This is a genomic window from Paenibacillus sp. 01T442 (assembly GCF_056398345.1).
Genome location: NZ_JBFTPF010000017.1, coordinates 40,571 through 65,329 on the forward strand (window position 1 = coordinate 40,571; position 24,759 = coordinate 65,329).

Genomic DNA, 24,759 nt, shown 5'->3' on the forward strand with positions numbered 1-24,759 from the left:
TTGTATGAAGTTCGAATGTATACTTTAATATACGTCATTTCCTATAAATAAGGGAACTTTAAAAAAATCGCCMCGTCCGGAACTACGATCCGGGCAAGGCGATCTACAAAATAGTCTAAATACGCAATTAGAAAATCAGTTTCCCAAGAATAGGGCTAAGTGTTTCCGCTATACGAAAATAACCCAAATCCGAAGGGTGAATACCATCTGTGGTGCATTCCTGGTAATCCGCCCCTAACAACTCTGCACCATCACAGAAGTGGAGATTCGTATCCCCTTCCTGCTGCAATCGCTCAACGATGGCTATTTGAAGCTGTTTCCGTTCTTCCCGGCGGCGAAGCATGGTTTCGTCAAAGGCTTCCTTCGCTAGTCGAATCTGTGAGATGACGAGAATTGGAACTTCAGGATGCCGTGAACGATAAATCCGGATAAATTCAGGCAACGATTCCTGAAGGCGTTCTGTACTTGGTGTATTCGCTTCATAATCCAGAACAAGCAACGCCGGTTCATCGATTTGGCTGATCAAATGGGCAAGCTCTGGTTCCCCTTGGGCATTTCCAGAGAAACCGAGATTCACCATTTCAATCGGAAATTTCCGACTTAAAATGTTGGAGTAGGCCATACCAGGTCTCGAAGCGCAAGCGCCGTGAGTGATGGATGTTCCGTAGATAAGTACTTTCTTGTTGGTGACAAAGCCAGGAAATCCAGCTACCGATGAAGAAGGATCCAAACCTATCCAAATCTCCTTCACGCCTTGATATAGTGGAAGATTAAGTGTGATTTCCCGCATTTCCCATGGTAAGGCTTCAAAGAGTATGGATTCGTATTCGTTTTGCGACTGATCAAAGCGAGTGGTATTTACATAAAGCTGAGCTCCAGTCGAACCGATATAGCAATCAACTCCACATTGACCAGTGGCAGGCATTTGGTACATAGTGGACTTGTCAGCCAGAACAACCCTTACAGAAAGTTTTGGTGAATCTGTCTGGAAACGAATCTGCACGCCTGCCGTATAATTCGCAAGTCGATCTACCTCTGATCGAATCGGATGGCTTGGTTCAATTGGTAATCTTCGATATACGCCGTCTTGTTCCAGCCAAGGCAGTCCTGTTATTCGAAAAGGTTCACTTCGCGGTGAGTGCCATTCCCAGTCGTTGTTGGTATCGACATCAATTTTCATACTACTGTCCAGCTTCTCGATCTCATTCTTCCTTGATGCATTCATGTATTTTCACCAGCCTTTCACATAACGGATTGATTCAAGTAACAAAACAATTAGATGCCTACCATGATATATCAATGGTCCCGCTAATTTGGGTTAGTCGTATACAATTCCCTACCACTTTATTGGATAATTCCAAGTTATGCTCCCCATTCTTCACTTCGACGCTGCCTGCTTGCAGCTGTGCAAGTGGTGGATATATGGTAAGATCGGCCTCAATCAGATTGTGCACAGCAAAATTGCGAAGCGTACGGTTACGCTTCTGTGGTGTTGGATCAGGAGCTTTTTCTCTACACGTAATGCGAGATGTTTGCTTTTGATTAACAAACACGCGGCATTCATCATGAAACGTGCGATCCAGTGTATAAGCAGCAACCATTCCTTCTCCAATCATAACGGACTGACCGATGATCAGTGGAGCACCATCGGGAAATTGAAGCTGAAGCCCAACAGATGTATCCTGCTTACATCCCGTAAAGATAAATGCATTGTCATTTCTTGTGATAAACATCAGCGCTGATTCAGATGCTGCCTCTTCCTTCACCTGGTACAGTGAGTAACCAAATTGTCGCAGGACATACCGCACGAAGAGCGAGGAATCTAGAAATTCTTTTTCCTGCCGAATCGGTAAATGCGAGACGCCGGCTGCTTGGAATGGCAGCGAACCGCGCACCCACCCCACTTGGCCTCCATCCCATTCAGGTAAAGCTCTAGTTATTGTAAATGCACGTTCTAGCCCTCTCTGATTCACACTTGCATGAATTTGTGTTGCGCGATCAGCCAGATCGTCCACAACTTCACTCAACCCACCGCCTGAAATGTGGGGATAGTGTTGCAGTTGATAAGTCGCCTCACCCTTTGTGCGCTCCGCACTCTTGATCGTATCTTCTGGCAATGAGAGGTTCACAGAAAAAGCACCTTCAAGCTCAGGCTCGTTTCTAAGATTCAGCAGCTTATATAGTTCAGGATCCTCGACACGGCCATAGAATATGATCTTTCCGCCACGACGAACATACTCGATGATTCGCTCTGCTTTCTCCCCTTTGATCCAAAAGGCCGAAGTAAACAAGATCGTATCCTGAAGCTTATAGAGGGCATCATCATTCATCGCGAAGAAATCATCTGTGCTAAGCACCGTATTCAGCGGCAAGCCTTGGTTAATCCCATTTCGCACAAACCAATCATGGAAGAACACGTCGCTCGAATGCTCACCCGATTCCACCATCGCTTCATGCAACTCTCGGAACGGGTATAACCAAGTTAAGATCCCAGGTTGGTCGGGAGCGTCTTTGAATGCTCTTTTAATATGAGGAATCACTTCCAACGGGATATCTGCATCCAGCTCGCCTTTTTCCGAATCGATGGTCAAAATCTCTACAACACCCGGGCTCTCCAGCTCGCCCTCCTTGTTAACACGAGCGACCGTGAGCGGACAATAAATATCATGCGGCTCCCGATCGTAGAGATCCCACCACGGATTTTGCCAAAACCAAGGATCATTGGCATAAAAGCGGAAAAGGTACGTCTCTGCAGGCAATACAGCAATACGCGACATGTAACCCGTCAGTTCTAAGCCGAAATCATAGTTAAGCGCTCCCCAAGGCGAATTCGGCGGCGGATATTCAACATACTTTCTCTCATACAGATCAAGTAAGGGAATGCAGTCCTTGGCAAGATCCATGCCCGTTCCGTAGTTCGTCCCTCTGATTTCTGTGCGGTAATTCGGGCACTCTTGCTTGAAAATTTCCCAGAATGACAACATCTTAGACGATAACTCTTCATACTCCGACATCGCAATCTGCGTGCCATCATAATTAGCGCCTAAATAGGTCCAGGGAAAGTACGACAGCGCGAATCCATTAGAAAACCATATATAATCAAAGCCTAATGTAGGTAAAAAGCTGGCACACTGCCGCCCCAGAAACTCGCCAAACGCTGTGTTTTGGGGAATGCCGTCAGGATAAGCCGCATAAGCAACCTTATCTTCTTTTAGCTTCGACCAACTGCATACTACTGTATAGTCCGCCTTCAGCGATATAAATTGCCCACCAACTTCGGCGCGATTGATTTCCGGGTGCAGCTTATATTTGAAATCCGAGTAGGCAAATTCAGGTCCTGCGTCAAAAGTCGCTCCCACTTCCATGCGAATGCCATAACGCTCGGAGGCAATTCTTTTGAAAGACGCAATAATAACTTGCAAATCACCATAAGTGATTCGTGCCGGTTCATTAATGTAGGGCGTAGCGATTCGCGGGTCTTTATCGTCTCTGATATGACCGAAATACGCCTCATTGGCAAATCCAATATAGCGGCCCCATTCAATCTCGCGCTGTAAATCGCCGTCCCAAACTAGGATCTCGCTACCATCAGCTACCCATAACAGGATGGAACAGCTGTCTGCCATGCCGATCAATGGGAGCCACTGCCGAATAGCCTCCGCACAAACAGCTTCAATGGCCTCAGGTGCCATACTTTTAAAAGGCTTAAGGCTCATTTCCAGTGTAACTCTCTGCAAGGACTTCTTTGATTTAACGAGTGTTGTCATATCACTTCCACCTCAATGCCTAGAACTTTGGCTACATGACGAATCTTGGAACCCACATGCCCTACACCAAGCGCAAAGTGATGCGTAGGACCTGCTGAGCACCATTTCTCTACGAATTCTGAAACACTGTAATTAAATTTACAGCGTGTATTGGTATTGCCCGTCTGCGGAATTTCACCTTTGATGGATTCGCCTTCCGTGGCGATCATTTTGTATTTGCCGTTAGCGGTTTGTGAAATACTGAGCAACGTAACAGGTCCTGATTTGATGCTGAATTCTACGCCGATACCAGATCCGCTTTTACCATGAAACAGATCCAATCCGCGAATGATCGGCTGCCCGTCACTAATTTTAATATTATGCGGCCCATCATGTCCGACTAACACGATATCGTCGACGAAGTCACATGGATGCAGCTCTGCGAACGAACCTCCTGCATCTAGACGATCCATAATTAGCATCGCTGCGCATGTTTTCAAATCGGCTTCCCCGGCAAGCGGAACTCCTTTGCCTGTCAACAGCGAATTACCGAGCACCATGTTCGATCCGATTCGTTCATATTCATTATTGTCGAGACCCCGGTAATAATAGGCCAGACCTGTTAACCCATTTTCTACAATCAGCTTATCCAGCCCAACCGCAACTTTAGCAGACCAATCGAGATCCTCTTGTTTGATCGGTCTTGTCACCGGATCGATAAACGGATCGGATATTTTGAAAACGCTTTTAATTTCATCCAGTTTATCAGCGGTTTCCTTAGCCGTTACCCCATTGACTAGCTTGGCTAAATCACACATTTCGAGCATCTGCACATGCGAACCAAAGGAAGCCGTAAAAGCAGTCGGATCGGAGTTCATATCATACATACCCTCGTAGGTATGCCCCATATAGCCGATCTTGGCATATTTAAACGCTCTGCGCGTATTGGCGACTTGGCACCATCCTTGTAACTCCTTCATCGCGCGTGGATCATCATAGAGCGTTCCCACAATCATCCCTGCCGCAGGTTTTCCTGCCCTCACAAGCACACCGCCTATTTCAGGAAGTGAACAAATATTATCGTTGGCTAGCTGCATATACGTCGTCGTGTTGCGATAGTCTAGCCGCTTCCTTGGCTGCAACGCAACAAGTACCGTCGGAACCGACAAGTTCAGGATCGGGGTAGCAGCTGTTGATGACGTCACATACGTGCTCAAGAAGCAAAATAGGAAGTCAACATCTTGGCTTTTCAAATAGGAGGAAGCAGCAAAAGACTTATCTACCGTATCGACAAAGCCTGCCGATACCACTTCGACGTCATGCTTACGAAGCATTTCCTCGAATTCACGTCCGTAACCTTCCAGCTCCTCTTTCAACCCCGGAAATTGTACCCAATATGGCTCGTGACCTACCATCATCACGCCTACACGCGCTTTTACTTTTTGGAATAAACTACTCATTTCTCCCTCATCCTCCCCGCATATCTTTCATCTTAAGCTTAGTAAAATCAGGCTATTGAAACAATGAACTATCCAATAATTATTTAAATAATTCTACGATTTCATTTATACTAAGAGAATGAGTATTAGACCTCACAGAGGTGTGAGTATCTACTGAAAGGAGCGCGTTATGATCCAACCTGTTGCTATTTATTTCGAGCATTGTGAGCCGAATTGGCATGTACCCAAGAGTAAGACGAACAACCATATTTTAATCCTCATGACCAATGGAACCATTCACTATACCGTTGAAGATCATACCTTTACAATGCAAAAAGGCGATCTTCTATTTGTCCCTCAAGGTGTGTGGCGCAGCGCGATGAATTCGACCAAAGAACCGCATGATATGTATGTCGCGCACTTTCATTATCAAGGGGATGGGGATGGACTTCCGCTGCTGATCACACCTGATCGCTGCTTAACCAGACCTTTTAACTTTGATTATATGAAGCAAAGATTTTCATTGTTGACCCAGCATTGGCTGCGCAAATCCGTCTATTCAGACACGATCTGCCACGGCATCCTGCTTGAAATGCTCGCGGTTATCAATGAAGAAATTGATTCGCAATCTACACAGGGCAAATCTTACAGCATCGTGATGCTGCTTCAAGCCTACATCCTCAATCATTATCACCGAACCATTACCTTGAGTGAATTAGCCGAATATGCGGATCGGACCCCTAACTATGTCAGCACGATTTTCAAACAGGTTACCGGACAATCCGTCACGGACTATATCCAGCAAATCCGTATTGCCGCAGCTTGCGACCTGCTAACCAACTCACAGATGAACGTAGGAGAAATCTCCGATTTTCTCGGTTTTTGCGAACAGTCGTACTTTAACAAGGTGTTTAAAAAATGTACCGGCACCCTACCCTCCACCTATATGAAAGAGAAGGTTCAGGTCTGGAAGTCTTAGGTTTTTCATTGGCATTCAGGCAAGCTTCTATATTAAAAGAGCTGCCTCGTGGCAGCTCTTCCTTATATAGATTTATGTATTTGCTACGAGTCTTTCAGCAATTCGGTGTAAATTCTCTAAGCTTAACTTCACGCAGTCCATGGGATTCCCTTGACACACATCCTGCTCCACAACGTACCACTTCACGCCATTCTGCTCTCCCCATAGCAAAATAGGATCGAAATCGATCACGCCCGTACCAATTTCAACATACGTCTGCCTCTCATCGTTGGTCATATCCTTTACGTGCATCGTTAGCATCCTGTGGCTATATGGACGTATGAAATCAGCCGGATCTTTGCCAGCTTTTTTCACCCAATAGACGTCAATTTCAGCCAGTATTGCATTATCAGCAGAAGGCTCAATCAGATATTCCAGAGCACTTCTACCATCCACAGTTGTTTCAAACTCAAAAGCATGATTGTGAAAGCTGAGGGTAAAGCCATCTGGCTGTATTTGCTTCGCAATATCATTTAATTCATTGCGGAACTGACGGTAACCTTCCTCGGTTCGCAGCTCATGGGGGACAGAGGGACAGATTAAGGAAGTCGTCTTGCAAAGTCGTGCTTCCTTAAGCACACTTTTCAGCTCACTGCTTAGACGTTGAAAAGAAACATGCATACCTGCCGTTTGTAAGCCTGTTTCTTGCAGCACGGCGGAAATTTCTTCTGCCGAGTAACTGTGTAGCCCTGCAAGTTCAACCCCTGCCCAGCCCATCTGTTTCAGTTCTCTAAGCACCCCCGGAAAATCTTGCTCACATTCGTTACGAAAGGTATACAGCTGTACCGCAAATTTCTGTTTCATTTTATACGCCGCCTTCTCTATTAGTTAGTGTGATTCCTCGAGGTACAATCTGATCTAATGTAAGGGCAATCTCCCCGTGTCGTATCGTAATATCCCGCTTCTCGCCTGGGAGCAAGTCGAAATATTCATCACTCAACTGAATCGTTTCATCCAATCCAAAATGCACCGCATGCGCAAAGGTTTCGCATGAAACCGTAAGGCGAATTTGCCCTGGTTCGATGGCATGGATGTTTGACACCTTTACTTGTGGGTCAGGTAAAATGAGATCGCGAAACACATCGCTTTGTAGGGTAGCCGGCATAATTTCGCTGGATTCACTTAGCGCTCTGACGTAAATACATGCCTCTTTCGAATTATAGACAGGCGTAGCCCATTGCAGGACGACTACCCGCGAGAATGGCTGGAGTTCAACTGTTACTTCCGTCGCTTGCTTCCCGCTCCCATCATAGTAGACAAGTCCGTATTCTAGGACTTCACGAATAACCGAGCTAGTTTCATTGATGGCCGTGAGCTGAATCATCCCATCTTGTTCGCGTAAAATGAGTTTTACCGGTGCTAATGCTCGTTTTACAAAATAATAAGAAATTTTGCGCGTGAGGTAATAGTCAATGATCGACCAGCCAACCTCCCCCCAGCAATCATTGTACATCCAAAATAATGCGCCAGAACAAAACAACTTAGACCGAATCGCCTCAAGCGAATACCCCAGCATCAGACCCTGACATAAACCCGCGAATAGCAAGTAATCGTCGATTTCCAAATGTTCGGTAGCCAAATAATGCTTGTTTATACCGGCAAGTACCGTATCTTTTTCGAAAAAATTCGTATGAAGCTGCGATAGCTTGCTCGCGCGATCCATTTCCTGACCGTTATGGTAGATAGCCATGGATGGCTTCCGGCAGGGACCAATGTATCCATACTCCGAGACAAACTTAGCGCTCACCTTGTCATATTCCTCGGGTGTAATTCGCTTTTCCATGTCGGCATGCATCATGCAATCGTTCCAATGATGCGTATCGCCAGATTGGTTGCCATTCGGATGGACACCACCGTACGGCGAACTATTCCAATAGGGAATAGCCGGACAGTTCCGCTGAACAAGTCGTGGCGCGATGTCATTGTAACAGGCCGCTCCCCCGTAGAAATCCGCAGCTTCCGTCTCATTCCACCATTCCTCAAAGCCCCAATGATTCTCATTGTTGCCGCACCAAAGCGCGAGCGCACAGTGATTGCGGAGCCGACGAGTCTGATAATCGATCTCCCGCTCCACCTCGTCCCGAAACCAAGCTAAGTGATCTGGATATTTCGCGCAGGTGAACATGAAATCATGCCAAATGAGAATTCCGTACTCGTCACACTTTTCGTAGAAAATATCTCTTTCATAAATACCCCCACCCCACACACGCAGCATATTGAAGTTAGCTTCCTTGGCTTCACTAAGCAGAGCCTCATATGTAGCATCCGTGACCCGCGCATAGATGGCATCCGCAGGAATCCAGTTTCCACCTTTACTGAAGACAGACACTCCGTTAATTTCAAAAGCGAATGAACGTTCATCCTGACTCTCAGGGATTTTATCCATGTTTAAGTACAATGTGCGTATCCCATAGGAGAAGGAGGGATATTCCACTACATGCTTTGACGTCTGCAGCGTTGCCCGAACCGCATACAGAGGCTGATCACCCATCCCATTGGGCCACCAAAGCTTAGCTTCAGGCACCTCCATCGGAATTGTGATATAGTTCAGCCCAGAACGAAGACAACAATCCATGTGAATCAGCTGCACTTCCTTACCATTGAAAAGCAGCGCCAATTTCAACTCCGTTTCTAACGTTTGAAAAGGGTGTAGATTCTCCAGTTCTAATTGAAACTGTAAGTGTGCCGCTTTGCTCACAGGATCCAAGCTTGTCGTTGTAACATGAATGTCGCGAATTTGAAAACTCTGGCCAAATTCAATACTCACCTCGCCCATGATCCCGCACGTCGCGACCCTGGGTCCCCAATCCCAACCAAATACATATTGCGGTTTTCTCAGCATACCACGGCGATGATCGCCTCGATGACCGATCTGCTCATTCTCATACACTACTTTGGCTTCACGAATCAGCGCAAGATCATTCTCTGAATAGCGCTCCAAACCAGTGGTAACACGCACAAAAAGTTGATTAACCCCTTGCTGCACCTTACCTTTCACATCACACGCAAACGGATAAAAGGCGCTGCGATGATGGCCCAGATGGCCATCATTCAACCAGATATCGGCTTCTACATCCAAAGATTCAAATCGAAGAATAATTTGATCTGCATGCAGCTGATCTTCCGTCAGCACAAAAGATTTCTTAAACCACCAAGAGCGGTCCTCGATCCATTCACTCGTAAAACACTGATCCGCTACTAGCGGCTCCGCGATGATCCCTTGTGCGATGAGCGGCATATGCACGTCACAAGGCAAATCGCTCCGCAGCCAATCCTGCTGTTTATTTTTAACTTGTATATAATCTGCCGTCTGGCGATAGAGCGGCTCCCACGTTAGGTGCCAATCTTCATTTAAAAGTAGTTTCATTGCCATCGCTCCTCTTACTTGACTATTCCAATAAGTCCCAAATGAAAATTCGTCCCCGTGCATTCCTCTCTGTTACCGTGAACAACCTCTAGCTCCATATGATGCAGCCCGTCCTTCAGATCATCCGCGATCCAATAGATGCGGAACCAGCCTCCATCTTCACACCAATTAGGCCGATCGCGACAAGTCGTAATCGCAGGGCCACCGTCAAGCTTATACGTGAATTCAGCTGATTTTTTACCAAAATCGAAAGCTAACGCCAGCCCCTTGCCTGAAAATGAAAAAGACAGCTTAGCCCCAATCGCTGATGTGCTCAATATTTGATCAACCCAAGATATGTGAGCCGCAGCGCGTCTAGTCATCCATGGTCCATCCAACTGAACCTCATCGAAGGAGAGCGTACTCACATGTCCCCAATGATTGCTATTAAGCGGCGCTGCGAGCAGATTAGAGGTTATGTCCCTCTCCAAGTCGGGAGCTGTTAGCAATTCTTTAGCCAAATAGTCAATCACACAATGCCCATAACTCAAACTGCCTCGATGCGTAGGATGCAGCCCATCTGGCAACCACTCGTCCCAGGTCATTCGGCCCTTCTTCACTTCCTGCCAGGCATGCTGTCCGACCCACACCGTGCTGATGCCATAATGTTCCGCTAATTCTTCGAATTCAGCGATACTAGCTGGAACTTTCCCTTGAGACATGTCCTCGTACATTTTCTGACAGTAGGTATAAATAAATACGAGCTCACTTCGTCCGTCTGCCAATAGCTTGCGGATTAATCCCTCTCTCGCCCTCATCCGCTGTTCAGACGGTGTATTGTAGTCATTGACGGCAAATTCAATGAAAATCAGATCACATTGATGGTTAATCAAGTCCCGGTCTGCACGGAAAACAGCCAAATCGCTGCCTGTCGCACCAATCGCAGCATTCTCCACTGTGATGCGTGCGTGAGGAAACGTTTCTACAAACCAACGTGCGACAGGCTCTGGCCAATTCGCCATCACTCTGCTATCTGCGGTTATAGATCCACCAATGAATCCCAACGTTAATTGCCCTTCTTGCAGCTTACTTTTGACTTGTGTTAAACGATTTCGAAGCTGTATGGTCTCCATTTACACTCATCTCCATGTGAATTTCGAATAGGATGAGCTCTCTGGGTAGCAGCCCAATCCTTCTTTTAAACATAGCTAACACAAGTTCGAATGTATACTGTAAATTACGTCGGAAATTATAAAAATTGTCTTAGTTACGTCCCCCTGAAATTAAAAACTGCGTTCACCCTGTGGAGTGAACGCAGTTGCTGGCTAAGGACAAATGTCCTATACATATTAATCTTATATCATCAACGAATGCCGAACGAGATCCTTACATAGCGTCCAAGATAATTCCAGCTGTCTCCTCAATGGCTTTCTCAGTAACATCTATCACCATACATCCAAGCTGTTTATACATCCCGTACGCATATTCCAATTCTTCTACAACCCTCTCTAATGCTGAATATTTAGCGCCGAATGGCAGACCTACTGCTTTCAGCCTTTCTGTACGGATCTTGACTAGTTGATCGGCGCTCATCGTCAAGCCAACTAATTTGCTTTTGTTGTTCATCAATAAGTTCAGCGGCGGCTTTACTTCTGGTACTAACGGATAGTTGGCAACTTTATAACCTTTGTGAGCCAAAAAAATGCTAAGTGGTGTTTTCGATGTCCTAGAAACGCCGAGAAGAACAATATGTGCTTGTTTTAAAGCACTCGTATCTTTACCGTCATCACTTTTGACAGCGAACTCAATGGCTTCCACTCTTTTATAATATTCTTCGTCCATTTGATGCAGCAATCCGGCTTTCTTTTTAGGTGAATCTTTATAGGTATCAATAAAAGCTTGCATAACAGGACCTAAGATATCTATGCTAATCACATTTAGGCGTATCGCTTCTTGTCGCATCATCTCTCTTAATTCTGGAAGAACGAGTGTGTAGACAACAAAACTCCCTATACGCGAAGCTTCTTCCATCATATTTCGAATGTCTTCTTCCGAACGCATAGATCCAAACCGTTTTACATAAACCTGGTTAGTATTAAACTGACGAATTGTCGCTTGAACGACCGTATTCGCAGTTTCTCCAACCGAATCCGAACAAACGAATATCGTTTGAACTTTCTCTTCCATCCTTGCTTACCTCCTAATTCGTTGCTAGATCCAAAAGTAATTTGGTTATGGTTGTCTTCGTTATTCGTCCAATAATTTCTTCATGGTCATGTACAACGTCCGTTCTCATCACAGGCAGACTGTCTATTTGATGAAAAATCATTTTTCGAGCTGCATCCAGGACATGATCATTCAAATTTATTGTCACAATGTTCGGATGTCTGGTCATCACTAGACTAATTGGCATTGTAGGAGCACCCGCATTACCTAGTGTTACTTTTAACAAATCTTTTCTCGAAACAATACCCACTAACGCCTGTTTATCACTGACAACCATCAGGGTTCCGACATTCTCCAGAAACAAAGTAACTACGGCATCATTCACCGTAGCTTTTTCCATTAGGACGATAGGTAACCCCATGACATCCTTGACCTTAATATCGTCTAGCTTCTTAAAAGCAACTTCCTCACGTTCTAGTGTCATACCGAGGAAATAACCCACTTTGGGCTTTGCGTCTAAATAACCAAGCATCACAAGTAATGAAAGATCGGAACGAATAGTTGGACGAGCGATTCCGATCAATTCTGCAAGGCTCTCTCCTGTTATCGGAGCGTGTTTCTTAACAATTTCAATGATCTCCATTTGACGGGATGTAAGTTGTATCGTCTACCCCTCCCTAAACTTTCGTATCAAACTACTTTAGTTATTTTTATTTCACTAGGATTACCATGTAGGATGAATGCTTGTGCAGCAGCTATGCGTGCCAAAGGAATGCGGAAAGGGGAACAACTCACATAGTCTAGTCCCGTCAAATGACAAAAGAAAATCGATTCTTTATCTCCGCCATGCTCGCCGCAAATTCCTGTTTTGAGAGTAGGCTTAATGGAACGCCCTCCATTCACGGCTAATTCAATTAATTGTCCGACCCCTTCTGTATCTAATACCTGAAAAGGGTTATGTGGAAGAAGTTTGCGATCGACATAATGAGTTAGAAATTTCCCTTCCGCATCATCACGACTGTATCCATATGTCATCTGTGTCAAGTCATTGGTGCCAAAGGAGAAAAAATCCGCATACGCCACAATTTGACGAGCAGTAAGCGCGGCACGTGGTACCTCAATCATCGTCCCTACCATGTAGGGGCACTCTCTAAATTTGTCATTTCCCAACACCTGTTCGGCAACGAAATCAACAAGCTCTCTTAATAGTTTAAGTTCATTCACATGGCCAACCAGCGGAATCATAATTTCAGGAATAACTCGAATCCCTTTGTTCATACACTTAGAAGCCGCACGGAAAATAGCCTCAATCTGCATATCATAAATCTCTGGAAATACAATGCCCAATCTGCATCCACGCTGACCGAGCATGGGGTTCGTCTCGTGGAGCGCTTGTACCTTACGCAGAAGATCAGCCGTTTCTTCCCGTTCCGAGTCTGTCCCATCTAACTCATAGGTCAACTGCATATGTCTTTTTTGTAGATCCTCGAGGTTTGGCAAAAACTCATGCAAAGGCGGATCCAGCAATCTGATCGTTACTGGAAGACCGTTCATTTCTTCGAACATGCCTTCAAAATCGGATTGCTGCATGKGAAGCAGCTGCGCAAGTGCCTGCATTCTTTTCTCCTTCGTATCCGCTAGAATCATTTGTTGGACGACAGGCAAGCGAGTAGGGGAGAAAAACATATGCTCTGTTCGGCATAATCCGATCCCCTGAGCACCTAATAGCCTGGCGATTTTGGCATCTTCGGGATTGTCTGCATTGGCGTAAACTTTCAGTGTTCGAATTTCATCCGCCCAATTAAGTACAATGAGAAGTTCGTCCGTCATTTTGGCTTCTCGTAAAGGCATGGCACCTAGAATGACACGCCCGGTTGCACCATCGAGTGTAATCCAATCTCCTTCTTCCATGATACTGCCTCCAGCCGTCATCTGCTTATCATCAGGCATGATTCGGACTTCTTCGCAGCCGCATACGCATGGCTTCCCCATTCCTCTTGCCACTACAGCTGCATGGCTTGTCATCCCTCCACGGCTTGTAAGAATGCCTTCCGAGGCAATTACGCCATGGATATCTTCAGGAGTCGTTTCATTTCTAGCCAGAATGACCGTCTTACCAGCACGGTTCCACTCTGCCGCAGTGTCAGCATCAAATACAAGCTGTCCAACCGCAGCACCCGGCGAAGCCGGAAGTCCTTTTGCCAGCACATCCTTAATGGCCTCTTCATCAATTCCTCTGTGCAAGAGCTGATCAAGATGAGACACTTCTATACGTCCAATTGCTTCCTGCTTTGACAATAACCCTTCGTGGACCAAATCGACCGCAATTTTCAGAGCTGCTTGGGCATTTCTCTTCCCATTACGTGTTTGCAGCAAGTAAAGCTTATTATTTTCAACCGTAAATTCAATATCCTGCATATCTTTGTAATGCCTCTCAAGCTGCTTGGAAGCCGCAAACAATTGCTCGTAAATCTCTGGCATCTCTTCCTTCAAAGCAGCTATCGCAAGCGGCGTCCTTATACCTGCTACAACATCTTCGCCCTGCGCATTAATGAGGTATTCACCGAAAAATGTATTCTCACCTGTAGATGGATTTCTAGTAAAAACAACACCTGTGCCACAATTCCCTCCCCTATTACCAAAAACCATACTTTGAATGTTGACTGCTGTTCCTTGATCATCTGGAATCCGATTTATTTTACGGTAAATTTGAGCCCGTGGGTTATTCCATGACTTAAACACAGCCTCTATCGCCATTTTCAATTGTTCATGTACATCCTGCGGGAAAGCACAGCCCGTTTTGGCCAAAATACACTTCTTATAATCCTCAAGGAGCAGCTTCCAACCGACGGCCGAAATATCTTGATCATGCTCTGCGCCTTCTTTCTCTTTCAAGCGATGCAATAGCTGTTCGAAGTGGTAGGATTCAATGCCCAGAACCACGTTCCCAAACATCTGCATCAAGCGACGGTAACAATCGTATGCAAATGTTTCATTACTTGTAAGAGCCGCCAACCCTTGTACGGTGAGATCATTAAGTCCAAGATTCAAAATGGTATCCATCATACCTGGCATCGAACTTACAGAACCCGAACGTACAGAAACCAATAGGGGATTTGTAGCATCCCCGAACAATTGTCCTTTTTGTTTCTCAAGCTCTTGGAGCGCTGCTGAAATCTGTTCAAGCAACCCATCGGAGATCCGATTTCCCACCTTAAAAAAAGTTAAACAAGCTTCTGTCGTAATTGTAAATCCCGGAGGGACCGGAAGGGCAGCACGAGTCATCTCTGCTAAATTGGCCCCTTTGCCTCCTAGTAACGTTTTCATTGAAGCGTCTCCCTCTTGGAACAGCAGCACTTKTTTCTGAGTCTTCATTTGTTATCCTCCTTATTGTTTTCGATACACGCCATATTCTTAAGCCCTTATCACAATTCATTATTTAGTATGTCATAAATATAACACCATATTATTAATGACACAATATATAATTTAAATCATCATATAAAACGTATTATAAAATGAAATAAGGGGTAATACACCATATAATGTATCATATTAAAGAAATACAAAAAGACGCAGTATTCCTGCGTCATCTTATTTCGCCCGTAATGGTCTGAGACAAATAAAAATACCCGCTATTCAGTGCGAATGCCCTGAAAAGTGGGTATGGTTTACAATCTTTGAATCAACCAATATAATGCGATTACAAAAATAAGGCAAGACGTTGAAATCATCATTTTACGATACCATGGAAACCTTCGCAGCCAAATCAAGAGGGGCAGTAGAAGGCATAAAACCATCAATTGGCCAGTTTCTACTCCTAAATTAAACGTCAGGAGCGTGCCAATCAGATTGCCTTTCGGAAGTCCTGTTTCAGCCAAAGCCCCGGCGAAGCCCATACCGTGAATCAGGCCAAATATGGCTGTCAGTACCCACCGCCATTTCGCCTTAAGAACAAACATATTTTCCACGGCCACGTAACAGATCGTCACTGCAATCAACGCTTCAACCCAAGACGAAATGACATGAATGCGGCCCGAGGCCACCAAGAATAGTGTAATGCTGTGGGCGATTGTAAAAGCAGTGACTATGGTCAAAGCATCCTTGAATCGGGACGCGATTAAAACTAATGATAACAAAAAAATCAAATGATCATATCCGGTCAAAATGTGTTCGATACCAAGTACAAAGTATTTCCACAGCGTAGAGCCCATCTCAGGTTGAGCAGAGGAATCCATCTCGGACTGGGGAAAAGTTATTTGAATCTCTTTTCTATTGATATCAAGAATATCCTGATAGAAAAATTCCCCTGAATGGACCGAGAGCATACTCTTATGAAATGCCGCATCTTCAAACCCCAGATTGTAATGAATACTAAATTGTTCGATCACTTCATCGTTGGTTAACCTTACTTGAAAAACTACGCCTTTTGTGGATCCTTTAGTTGCCAAGTTCATCGAAAGTAATTCCATCTTCAAGGGTTCCGAATCCACATCTATTTGAAGATCTTTCTGTAATAACGATTCGATTCCTTCCTTTTGCGAAGTCAGCTCCTCATTCTCCAAATTATTATCCTTGTTGGTATCAAATTTCACAAACAGGTCTCGTTGATCAAGAAATAGCTCATAGTTAATTTCATTCCCTTTAACGTATATCGCCGAGTAACCCATGCTTTCAGAATGTGCAAAAGATGTTGTGGCATTTCCGAAAAATAATACGATGATGAACAAGGAGAGGAAAATTCTTAAGTTCATAGCTGCTGAACCTCTTTTCATAAAATGGACCAAGTAGTTGAACAAAAATTCACTGGCTCTGTTACCGCCGGTAACAAAGCCAGTAATCCATATCTGATGGTAAATTCTATTGCATACTCGCATTGGAGACAATTACAAAGTCTGCCATATCAACCGTACCGTTATGATTCACATCTGCTCTTTCGTTCCAGCCCTCTTGACCTTGTTGTTTGCCGTATACACCAGAAAGAATAGCCAAGTCTCCAACAGAGCGTTTTCCATCTCGATTGACATCAGCGTTAATGCTCATCTTGTCAAACTCTTGAATAGCCGCAAGCAATACTGCTTTCGCACTATCTTTTTGCTCCTTCGTAGCATTCGAATCGTTTGCTATCGCCTTAGCTGCTTCAATAGCTGACTGTAATTGTGCTTTGGAGCCAGTCACAAACTGACCGTCCCCGTCGCCCTCCACTGCTGCATTGAACTTGACCTGAGCGCTAGCTATAACGCTCTGTAATGTCACTCCTGGGTCTACTGTTACATTGGCGAAAGCCGTAAAATTTCCATCATAAGTTACTGCCGTTACTGTCACATTCCCAGGACTATTGCCGACCATCGAAGTGCTGCCGCCTGTTGAGGTTACAGATACAATAGCAGGGTCGCTGCTTATCCACGAAACTTTGGGATCGTTCGCATTAGCCGGCGTAACCGTAGCTGTTAATGTTTTAGTTTCACCTTCAGTCATGACGACGTTCTGTTGATCAAGTGTCACCCCGTCAACAGCAACTCGATCAACGACCGCGAAAGTCTTGCGATCCACAATTTCATACCCGTCATTGAGCATGAAAAGCGCATCATAGGTGCCTGGGGCTAGCCCATTGCTGAGACTAACTTTCCCATCTCCCGATTTTAAATAAGCCCATCTCAAGGATACACCGGCACCTGGAGGCGTATCTCCGGTTTTGTAAATGCCGACCCAGTCCGACCCACTTGCACCAGCACCTGAATAGGATAGCGTGATGGCTTGGGTCTTGAGGTACTTGAGATTGTCCATTGTTAACGTCTTGCTGGCAGCTGCTTCAGCGATAGGATTGAAAGATGCGGCGGACACATTGAAAATCAATATCATGATTGAAGCAAGAAAAACGACTAGACGCAACATGTTTCGATTTCGTTTGTTGTTCATTTGGCAATCTCCATTTCTACCATAATTTATCTTATTCCTTCCAAAAGTGCTTTCAATTGAGGATGAAGGTTCAGTGCATTCAGAACGATTGTAAGTGCCTCCGCACGTGTAGAACCACCTTGCGGATCGAATACGCCATTGCCTTGGCCGCTGACAATCCCTGCTGCCGCAGCATCTTTGATTAGATTAGCCGCATAAGGGCTTGCATTTGCTATATCCGTAAAGTTTGCTTTCGATGCATCTTTGTCCACTTTACTTAAATCCACAATTCGAGACAGAATGATGACCATTTCTTCGCGGCTTATTGTTTTTTCCGGCTTGAAGGTTCCGTCTTCGTATCCGGCAATTACTCCTGCGCTTGCAAGCTGATTAATTGCGTCTTTCGCCCAATGACTGTTAATGTCGTTCAGTTCAACCACCTGATTATTGCTGCCGATGGCATCGAATAGGCGAGAGATGATCGTTGCAAACTCAGCACGTGTGATTTTGTCGTTCGGATGAAACGTTCCATCTGCATATCCATCGATAATTCCCAATTTAACGAACGTATCTACGGTCACTTCGGCCCAATGTCCTTTCATGTCAGCCAGGACAAGCTCTTCGATAGCGTTCTTGGCTTCCTCCACTTTCGATTTGATGGATTCAATTAATTTTTCTACTTGAACAATCTTGCCGTCGAATACAGGATCTGTCGGCAATGGTTCTGGTGTTGGTTCAGGCTTTGGCTCTGGTTTTGGTTCAGGTTTTGGTTCAGGTTTTGGTTCTGGTGTTGGTGTTGGCGTTGGTTCTGGTGTTGGCTCTGGCGTTGGTTCAACGGACACAGTTATCTCATAGGAAGCACTAGAAACCTCCAGCTCTTTCCCTTTTTCGTTTGCAATTACAACATGATCGAATGATACGTTCGTCTTCGTAGAAGCTTGCGTTGCAGCTTTGGCTGTAAATTTGAATGCAAGCAAATCGCCCTGTGCCGGGACGTTCGCCCCCATGCTTGCAGCCATAATCCGGATTTGGCCTGGCGCTGTCTCCTTTTGAGCGATGACTTGGAATCCTTCCTTCAGAGATGAAATCGACTCGAGCTGTAAAATCATCGGATCATAGTGAACCGTCAAATCTTGCGCATTCACCGATTGGTATACGTTTTGGGTAACGCCGTTTAGTCCCATCGTCAGATCGAACCTCTTATTAGCGCTCACCTGTTTCGGTGCAGTAATCACCGTGTTCGGCTTTTCCGAAGGTGCTGGTGCTGGTTCCAGAAATACGTTAATCTCCGCAGCCGATGCCCATCCATTAGCACCTGCTGTTGCTTCGAGCTTGATAAATGAGGCATCCGTTGGATCAAAAGTCACTGCTTTCTCAGCATTGTCCTTAGCCCAATCTCCATTTGCAACCCTCGTAAAGGTCACGCCATCCGTACTTGTATAGAGATTATAAGTCGTAATAATCCCATTAAGGGCTGCTGATCGCGGCAAATACGCTAACTTATTAATGCTATAAGTTCCTCCGAGATCTAAAATGATCGATTGTGGAAGTACATCAGACTTATCCCACTTGGTATGCCAAAACGTTTGTGGATTTCCGTCAATCGCCATCGCTGCTGAATTATTCTCACCTATCGTTTCCTCGCTTGTCGCCTTTGCAGTCATCTGAGACTGAGGAAGTCTATTGACGGTTACATTAATGCTTGTTATCAATKGGACGTTGTTTGGGTTATCGACTCCGTTCGGCAGGGTTATCGTACCTGGCACCGAGAAGGTCTGTACCGTTTTCATCGCCGGATCATAGCTAATGCCGCTTATATCCCACGTTACATTTGCATCCACATTTCCTCCATCGGTTTCAAGCGCAATTACTCCGGGCAATTTAAGTGCTGCCGCTGTCTTGTCCGTTCCGATGGCCGCAGATATCGTTGCAGGCACGGTGACTCTGGTTAAAGTAACACCCTTCGTGATAATATCAATATCCTGTGATGAACGGTTATACATGGAGTCCGCTGCAAACACCCTGAGTAAATACGGCGTTTTCGGTAATAAGCCTGTCATCTGATATTGTCTGTATACATCGAATGGCTGGTCTAGCGGCAGCGAAAGGCTGTTGAACGACTTGTCCACATCACCAGTGAGCTTGTTAAGAAGCTCAACATTATATTCGAGAACGCGAACATTATCATTGGCTTGCTTCATTGTAAAATTAATTTCGTTGCTCTTAATGGAGTCAACCTTAATTCCCTCATCAAACTGCGGAGGTATGAGTTCTCTAATATCGTTCTTGCTATACGTAAAGGCATTTCTGCCACTACCAGCGTTTACTACAAAAGGGATGCCTACAAATTCATTTGTACTTAAGTTATACTGTTTGATAATAATTTTCGGACCGTAAACCTCCAAGAAATTCACGATGCGAGGCGTGGTATGATAATTAATATAAGCGCCTTCTAGATAACCGCCGTATGGGCCGGGATCAATATAACTGGAATATGATGACGCACCGGAATCGAGATATGTAGCCGCACCTTGATAGAGTGAGCGTTCGTCGGTCGGGTCGTATTGTGTATGGCCTGAAAAATAAACGACCTGCGACAAATTATTGTCGGCAATATATTTACCTACAGCATTGCTTCCAGCACTGCTCCATCTTTCAGACCACACGGTACCGCTTATCGGATAGTGAGACATGACAAATATCGGTTTTGTTGGATCATAATCCGCTTCATTTGTAATTGTGTTGAGGAAATTTTGGGTTTTGCCCACCGTATTTTGATTGTTATAATTGGCGTCAAAACCTACAATGTTATAACCTTTTACCTTCACACGATAAGCATTGTTAAAGAAATTGTTATCGTAAGATTGCGTAGTTTCGTTCCACGCGCCTGCCGAACCGATCGGGATTAAGTTCTCGGCGCCGCCCATATCATGGTTGCCTCTTACCATTAATAATTCAGTTTTGTTAAATATACCTTCTGTTTTAAGTTTTTGGTGTACTTTGGTAAGCTCACCCATCCACACATATTCACTGGCTTGGTTACCGCCGGTAACGTCGCCAGGAATCAACATGACATCAGCCTGAKGGAATACGCCCATGGCTTTTCTGAAATCTTCTTCCACGCGCGCAATTGCTGCGGGATTACCACTGATTTCCGTGTCACTGTTCACCGTTACATTTAAACCGGGAGGCGTTAAAGTTTTATTGCTTTTTTGATAGATGAATATGGCATTGTTTAGTTCACGATCGTAATAATTGATGGTTTCCTGTGTATAAAATTTTACTTTTTGCGTTGTTGAAACCGTATTGGCATAATTTCTAACCTTTTTCAAATAATCGAAATCGATTTGGCTGAAACCGTTGCCGAGTCCTCCTGCTAGGAGTGCGTCTGCTTCTGATATCGCAGTGTTCAGTGCGTCCATATCAACTTTATTACCAGCGTAGCTATTATAGCTCGCTTGAACTGCATCACTGCTAATTACGCCTTTCCTAATCATTAAATCAGCAATATCGAATGAATTCCCGCCGAGATTGCCCAATCCATCGCTACCTATATGCAAGGGGTTTGACGTATCTAAAGATCCGTGCCTAAGCGAAGTTTCAGCCATTTTGTAAGCATCAATATAAAGCGACGATAGCATTTTATCCCTATCTACAACATAGGTCACATAACGCCAATCGGATGCTACAAACGTATTGCGCCCAAAGGAAATGTTCTTTACTTTGGCGGTCGGGAATCCCAAATTCATGTTGACCGAATTGGGTGATGTGTAAATCGCCCAGCCTGCGTTAGAGCCGTTACTAAAATCCTTGTTGGATACAATGACCTGTTTATTGTTCGTGTCACCCTTATACCAGAAGGATACGGTAAAGCTCTCTTCACCATAATTCAAACTATCTGGCATACGAACATAATTGCCATTTCCACTATCTAAGTGCAGCGCTTTGGTCCCAGGTAATATACCGTCTACAAAACTATAGTTTCCATTCGCTATCAACGAATGCTCTGGATTAACATCGTCCTTTAAATTATTATCAAATTTCATCGATGCAATAAGGGAATCGTCACTTAATACATCACTATCTGCCTGTACCGCCGTGACCGAAAACATAGCGAATATCATCGATAATGCGAGGGTTAAGGATATAATTCTTTTCACTATAGAAAACCTCCATACGTTAAGTTTTTAAGAGTTTGCTCAAAAGGAAACAGTCTGATATGAGAAAGAAGGCCATTTCGATCCTTAAGCACCACCCCCTACAAATCTTTCATCCCTATCAATGAACTTTACTACTTAACTTCAAACCGATGACACCGACAACGATGAGTAATATCCAAGCTAATTGGGTCATATTAAATGATTCCTTGAACAGCACAAGTCCCACAAGTGTAATTAGAACAATACCGACACCTGACCAAATCGCATAAGCAACGCCAACTTGAATGTAAGTAAGAGCAAAATTGAGCAAGGTAAAGCTGCAGCCATATAAAATAAACATCAAAATAGACGGCCAAAATCGGGTGAAACCTTCGGATAGCTTCATGGACGTCGTTCCCGATAATTCAAAGAGGATGGCAAGTATTAAAAGTACCCATCCCAATCCGCTCTCACCCTTCATTTGCGGATTCCTCCAAATGAAGTTCCGCGTACGATGAGACTGTCACATTTGCATCTTTTAGCCAGCATTCGTTAGATTGTGGCTCATCCTTTCTCATTAACCCTATAGTGACTGCAACCCCTGCGGATTTCCCCATCTGCATATCGCTGTTGGTATCCCCTATCACGGCCACTTGGTTTGGTGCTAATCCAAGCTCTTTGCAGGCCTTATAGACCATTTCTGGATAAGGCTTACCTTGTTCCACCAGATCGTTCCCGACAATAACTTTAAAAAACTGGCGAATGCCCAACCACTGCAAATGTTTTTCCGCTTCCGCTGTCTCATCAGCCGTTACAATGCCTATKGGCACTTTGTGATCATGGCATTGCTTCAGAAAGTCTATAACTCCTGGCATCGGAATCACGGGCCGAATCTGTTCCATTTCTGCATCTGCCAGTCGCTTACTTTCCCTTGCTAACCGCATGGATTCACTCCAGGGAAGTCCTAGCCGATAGCCTTGCCATGCTAATATAGCAAGCAAATCGCCAATCGATCCCATGGCCAGTGGCCCGTTTCTACTATAATCAATCATATGCCCAGCATGATCATAAACCGTCCCCCACAAATCTGAGATGGGATCGATGACTCCGTCCGTTGCAACAGACAATACTTTACTTGCATAATTCCGGTACAACGATTCGCTCCAATATCCCCAAAGACTTATAAATTCGAGTATTGTGCCATCTTTATCAAATAACACACCCTCTACCGAATAACTTTTCTTGTTAACCATCAATTTTGGCATTCCAATCGCTCCCGAGATCCTCATATAGGTGAATACTAACTATCTTTCTTAACCAATAATGCTTCCGTTCTCCGACGCATTCTCCCAGACGATAACATGACTATTGTTCGCATAATCAGGTTTGCCAAAATAATTAACAGCGACATGGCTGCCGCCTGAGCGATATCACCTGAGTCCTCCATGTTAACAATTGCCACGGCAGCCGGTTTCAGGTCTGGCGCATACAAAAAGATAATTGCCGACACCGTCACCATACTGTTGATAAAATAATACATTCCAATCTCCACAATGCACGGCAATGACATCGGCAGCGTGACTCTGACAAGTGTCTTGTACCAAGGTACATTCATCGTTTCTGAGGCTGCTTCGAACTCGCTATCCAGCTTTTTAAGCGCTGAGGTCATCGTTAAGAATGAAACCGAATAAAAATGTACAATATTACATATAATCATGATCCATATGGTCCCATATAACCCATTTAGGGGCTGGTTCGGGTTATTAAAGAAAAATACATAGATGAGACCTAGCACTAATCCCGGCAAGGCAAGTGGCAGCATGGACAGAAAATATGCACTATTTCGCAATACGACATAACCGCGAGATTTTTCAATGAGATAGGCAAATAGGAATGTCACTACACTGCCAATCAGAGCAACACCAGCCGAAATGATCAAACTATTCACAAACGGTCCTGCCCCGTCAAGAAATCCATCGTAATGGGACAAAGATAGCTGTAAGTTGTATGGCCATACTTTCACGATTGATCCATAGAGCGCCACAAGAATAATACTTAGAATGACAGCAGATACAATTGAACAAAGTAGGAATAATAGGACATCGCGCAGTTTATTGGCTTCAATTCGATAAGGCATTGATTTGGCGCTTAGCCATCCGCTCTGTTTTCGCTGGGAAATTCGGTCAATAGCAAACGAGATCACCGCTGGTATTAGCAGCAGCACACCGACGGCAGCACCCATTTGCATATTCTGTTGACCAATCACTTGCTTGAACAAATCGGTTGCAAGAACATTGTACTGTCCGCCTACAACCTTAGGTGCTCCAAAGTCAGTGAACGTCAGGACAAAACAAACAAATACCGTGCTAATGAGCGCAAACTTGGTACCTGGTACAGTCACCGTCCAAAACGTACGCCATTTCGACGCACCAAGCGTCTCTGCTGCTTCATATAAGCGATAATCCGAACTTGCAAAAGCTACCGATAACATCAGAAATGCCTGTGGAAAAGTATATAAAATTTCAGATAAAACAATCCCGATCGGCCCGTAAAGTTGGATTCGAAATTCAGGCAGCAAACCAAAGAACCCAGTTGAAATAAGGCCTTGATTGCCAAACAAATAGATTAATGCTAATCCGTGCAGCATCGAAGGTGCAAAAAGTGGAAGTAACGCTACGGAACGAAAAAACCATTTCCCTCGGATTCCGCTTCTCTCAAGCGCATAGGCAAATCCGAATCCGAGTGTCACAGCGACTATAGTCGTAATGAATGAAACTTTTATAGAATTCCATAATGAAGATACAAGTGTCGGTGTAGAAAAATATTTGGAAAAATTAGCAAGTCCAACAAAATTCCCATCTTGATTACTAACTGCTTTGATTAAGAGTTCGCCAAGCGGCATTAGGATCGTAAAGAATAAGGCGATAATCATTATAAAAATGATACTATTTTGACTCCATTCGTTTGCATTCGGACGTACTCTTTTTAACCACGTATCCATACCATT

16 protein-coding genes are annotated in these 24,759 nt (G+C 44.6%); 1 reads left to right on the forward strand and 15 read right to left on the reverse strand.

Annotated elements, in window-relative coordinates:
• Positions 1 to 127: 127 nt before the first annotated feature.
• From AC1DLM_RS16095 to AC1DLM_RS16105, 3 genes are read right to left on the reverse strand one after another with little or no spacing between them, the layout of a single operon-like run.
• Positions 128 to 1,225 (reverse strand): SGNH/GDSL hydrolase family protein, encoded by a 1,098-nt coding sequence (locus AC1DLM_RS16095; RefSeq protein WP_441987336.1) that lies wholly within the window; start codon positions 1,223 to 1,225, stop codon positions 128 to 130.
• Positions 1,226 to 1,283: 58 nt separating this feature from the next.
• Positions 1,284 to 3,767, reverse strand: a complete 2,484-nt coding sequence (locus AC1DLM_RS16100) for a hypothetical protein (protein WP_477570548.1) — start codon at positions 3,765 to 3,767, stop codon at positions 1,284 to 1,286.
• Positions 3,764 to 5,206 (reverse strand): L-arabinose isomerase family protein, encoded by a 1,443-nt coding sequence (locus tag AC1DLM_RS16105; protein ID WP_477570549.1) that lies wholly within the window; start codon positions 5,204 to 5,206, stop codon positions 3,764 to 3,766. The genes AC1DLM_RS16100 and AC1DLM_RS16105 overlap by 4 nt, the downstream gene beginning before the upstream one ends.
• Positions 5,207 to 5,375: 169 nt before the next feature.
• Between AC1DLM_RS16105 and AC1DLM_RS16110 the strand changes: the two genes are divergently transcribed.
• Complete coding sequence (locus AC1DLM_RS16110) at positions 5,376 to 6,164, forward strand: helix-turn-helix domain-containing protein (protein ID WP_436242075.1); 789 nt, start codon at positions 5,376 to 5,378, stop codon at positions 6,162 to 6,164.
• A gap of 72 nt (positions 6,165 to 6,236) precedes the next feature.
• On the opposite strand, the gene AC1DLM_RS16115 is transcribed toward AC1DLM_RS16110, so the two are convergent.
• The 12 genes from AC1DLM_RS16115 to AC1DLM_RS16170 all read right to left on the reverse strand — a co-directional run bounded on the left by AC1DLM_RS16115 (position 6,237) and on the right by AC1DLM_RS16170 (position 24,753).
• Positions 6,237 to 7,007, reverse strand: a complete 771-nt coding sequence (locus tag AC1DLM_RS16115) for a sugar phosphate isomerase/epimerase family protein (RefSeq protein WP_477570550.1) — start codon at positions 7,005 to 7,007, stop codon at positions 6,237 to 6,239.
• A gap of 1 nt (position 7,008) precedes the next feature.
• Positions 7,009 to 9,570 (reverse strand): glycoside hydrolase family 2 protein, encoded by a 2,562-nt coding sequence (locus tag AC1DLM_RS16120; RefSeq protein WP_477570551.1) that lies wholly within the window; start codon positions 9,568 to 9,570, stop codon positions 7,009 to 7,011.
• Between the two features lie 14 nt (positions 9,571 to 9,584).
• Entirely contained in the window at positions 9,585 to 10,682 is a 1,098-nt protein-coding gene (locus AC1DLM_RS16125) for an SGNH/GDSL hydrolase family protein (RefSeq protein ID WP_477570552.1), read from the reverse strand.
• Between the two features lie 253 nt (positions 10,683 to 10,935).
• Entirely contained in the window at positions 10,936 to 11,736 is an 801-nt protein-coding gene (locus AC1DLM_RS16130) for a pyruvate, water dikinase regulatory protein (RefSeq protein WP_477570553.1), read from the reverse strand.
• 13 nt (positions 11,737 to 11,749) lie between these two features.
• Complete coding sequence (locus tag AC1DLM_RS16135; protein ID WP_441987344.1) at positions 11,750 to 12,358, reverse strand: helix-turn-helix transcriptional regulator; 609 nt, start codon at positions 12,356 to 12,358, stop codon at positions 11,750 to 11,752.
• Positions 12,359 to 12,405: 47 nt separating this feature from the next.
• The gene (gene ppdK / locus AC1DLM_RS16140) at positions 12,406 to 15,090 is read right to left on the reverse strand and encodes a pyruvate, phosphate dikinase (protein WP_477570554.1); all 2,685 of its coding nucleotides are present in this window, start codon (positions 15,088 to 15,090) and stop codon (positions 12,406 to 12,408) included.
• A gap of 296 nt (positions 15,091 to 15,386) precedes the next feature.
• Complete coding sequence (locus tag AC1DLM_RS16145) at positions 15,387 to 16,469, reverse strand: HupE/UreJ family protein (protein WP_477570555.1); 1,083 nt, start codon at positions 16,467 to 16,469, stop codon at positions 15,387 to 15,389.
• 106 nt (positions 16,470 to 16,575) lie between these two features.
• Complete coding sequence (locus tag AC1DLM_RS16150; protein WP_477570556.1) at positions 16,576 to 17,634, reverse strand: Ig-like domain-containing protein; 1,059 nt, start codon at positions 17,632 to 17,634, stop codon at positions 16,576 to 16,578.
• 26 nt (positions 17,635 to 17,660) lie between these two features.
• Positions 17,661 to 21,773, reverse strand: a complete 4,113-nt coding sequence (locus AC1DLM_RS16155) for an S-layer homology domain-containing protein (protein ID WP_477570557.1) — start codon at positions 21,771 to 21,773, stop codon at positions 17,661 to 17,663.
• Positions 21,774 to 21,891: 118 nt separating this feature from the next.
• Positions 21,892 to 22,233, reverse strand: a complete 342-nt coding sequence (locus tag AC1DLM_RS16160; RefSeq protein WP_477570558.1) for a DMT family transporter — start codon at positions 22,231 to 22,233, stop codon at positions 21,892 to 21,894.
• Complete coding sequence (locus AC1DLM_RS16165) at positions 22,223 to 23,017, reverse strand: HAD family hydrolase (RefSeq protein ID WP_477570559.1); 795 nt, start codon at positions 23,015 to 23,017, stop codon at positions 22,223 to 22,225. Before AC1DLM_RS16165 ends, AC1DLM_RS16160 begins: the two co-directional genes overlap by 11 nt.
• Positions 23,018 to 23,052: 35 nt before the next feature.
• Positions 23,053 to 24,753 carry a putative 2-aminoethylphosphonate ABC transporter permease subunit gene (locus tag AC1DLM_RS16170; protein ID WP_441987351.1) on the reverse strand — a complete coding sequence of 567 codons (1,701 nt, stop codon included), beginning with the start codon at positions 24,751 to 24,753 and terminating at the stop codon, positions 23,053 to 23,055.
• Positions 24,754 to 24,759: the final 6 nt, after the last annotated feature.

Bases quoted from the DNA above. Each gene is read 5' to 3' on its own strand.
- AC1DLM_RS16150 (WP_477570556.1), bottom strand. From the start codon at position 17,634: ATGAACAACAAACGAAATCGAAACATGTTGCGTCTAGTCGTTTTTCTT.
- AC1DLM_RS16105 (WP_477570549.1), bottom strand. From the start codon at position 5,206: ATGAGTAGTTTATTCCAAAAAGTAAAAGCGCGTGTAGGCGTGATGATG.
- AC1DLM_RS16115 (WP_477570550.1), bottom strand. From the start codon at position 7,007: ATGAAACAGAAATTTGCGGTACAGCTGTATACCTTTCGTAACGAATGT.
- AC1DLM_RS16125 (WP_477570552.1), bottom strand. From the start codon at position 10,682: ATGGAGACCATACAGCTTCGAAATCGTTTAACACAAGTCAAAAGTAAG.
- AC1DLM_RS16110 (WP_436242075.1), top strand. From the start codon at position 5,376: ATGATCCAACCTGTTGCTATTTATTTCGAGCATTGTGAGCCGAATTGG.
- AC1DLM_RS16130 (WP_477570553.1), bottom strand. From the start codon at position 11,736: ATGGAAGAGAAAGTTCAAACGATATTCGTTTGTTCGGATTCGGTTGGA.
- AC1DLM_RS16120 (WP_477570551.1), bottom strand. From the start codon at position 9,570: ATGAAACTACTTTTAAATGAAGATTGGCACCTAACGTGGGAGCCGCTC.
- AC1DLM_RS16100 (WP_477570548.1), bottom strand. From the start codon at position 3,767: ATGACAACACTCGTTAAATCAAAGAAGTCCTTGCAGAGAGTTACACTG.
- AC1DLM_RS16145 (WP_477570555.1), bottom strand. From the start codon at position 16,469: ATGAACTTAAGAATTTTCCTCTCCTTGTTCATCATCGTATTATTTTTC.
- AC1DLM_RS16095 (WP_441987336.1), bottom strand. From the start codon at position 1,225: ATGAATGCATCAAGGAAGAATGAGATCGAGAAGCTGGACAGTAGTATG.
- AC1DLM_RS16170 (WP_441987351.1), bottom strand. From the start codon at position 24,753: ATGGATACGTGGTTAAAAAGAGTACGTCCGAATGCAAACGAATGGAGT.
- AC1DLM_RS16160 (WP_477570558.1), bottom strand. From the start codon at position 22,233: ATGAAGGGTGAGAGCGGATTGGGATGGGTACTTTTAATACTTGCCATC.
- AC1DLM_RS16135 (WP_441987344.1), bottom strand. From the start codon at position 12,358: ATGGAGATCATTGAAATTGTTAAGAAACACGCTCCGATAACAGGAGAG.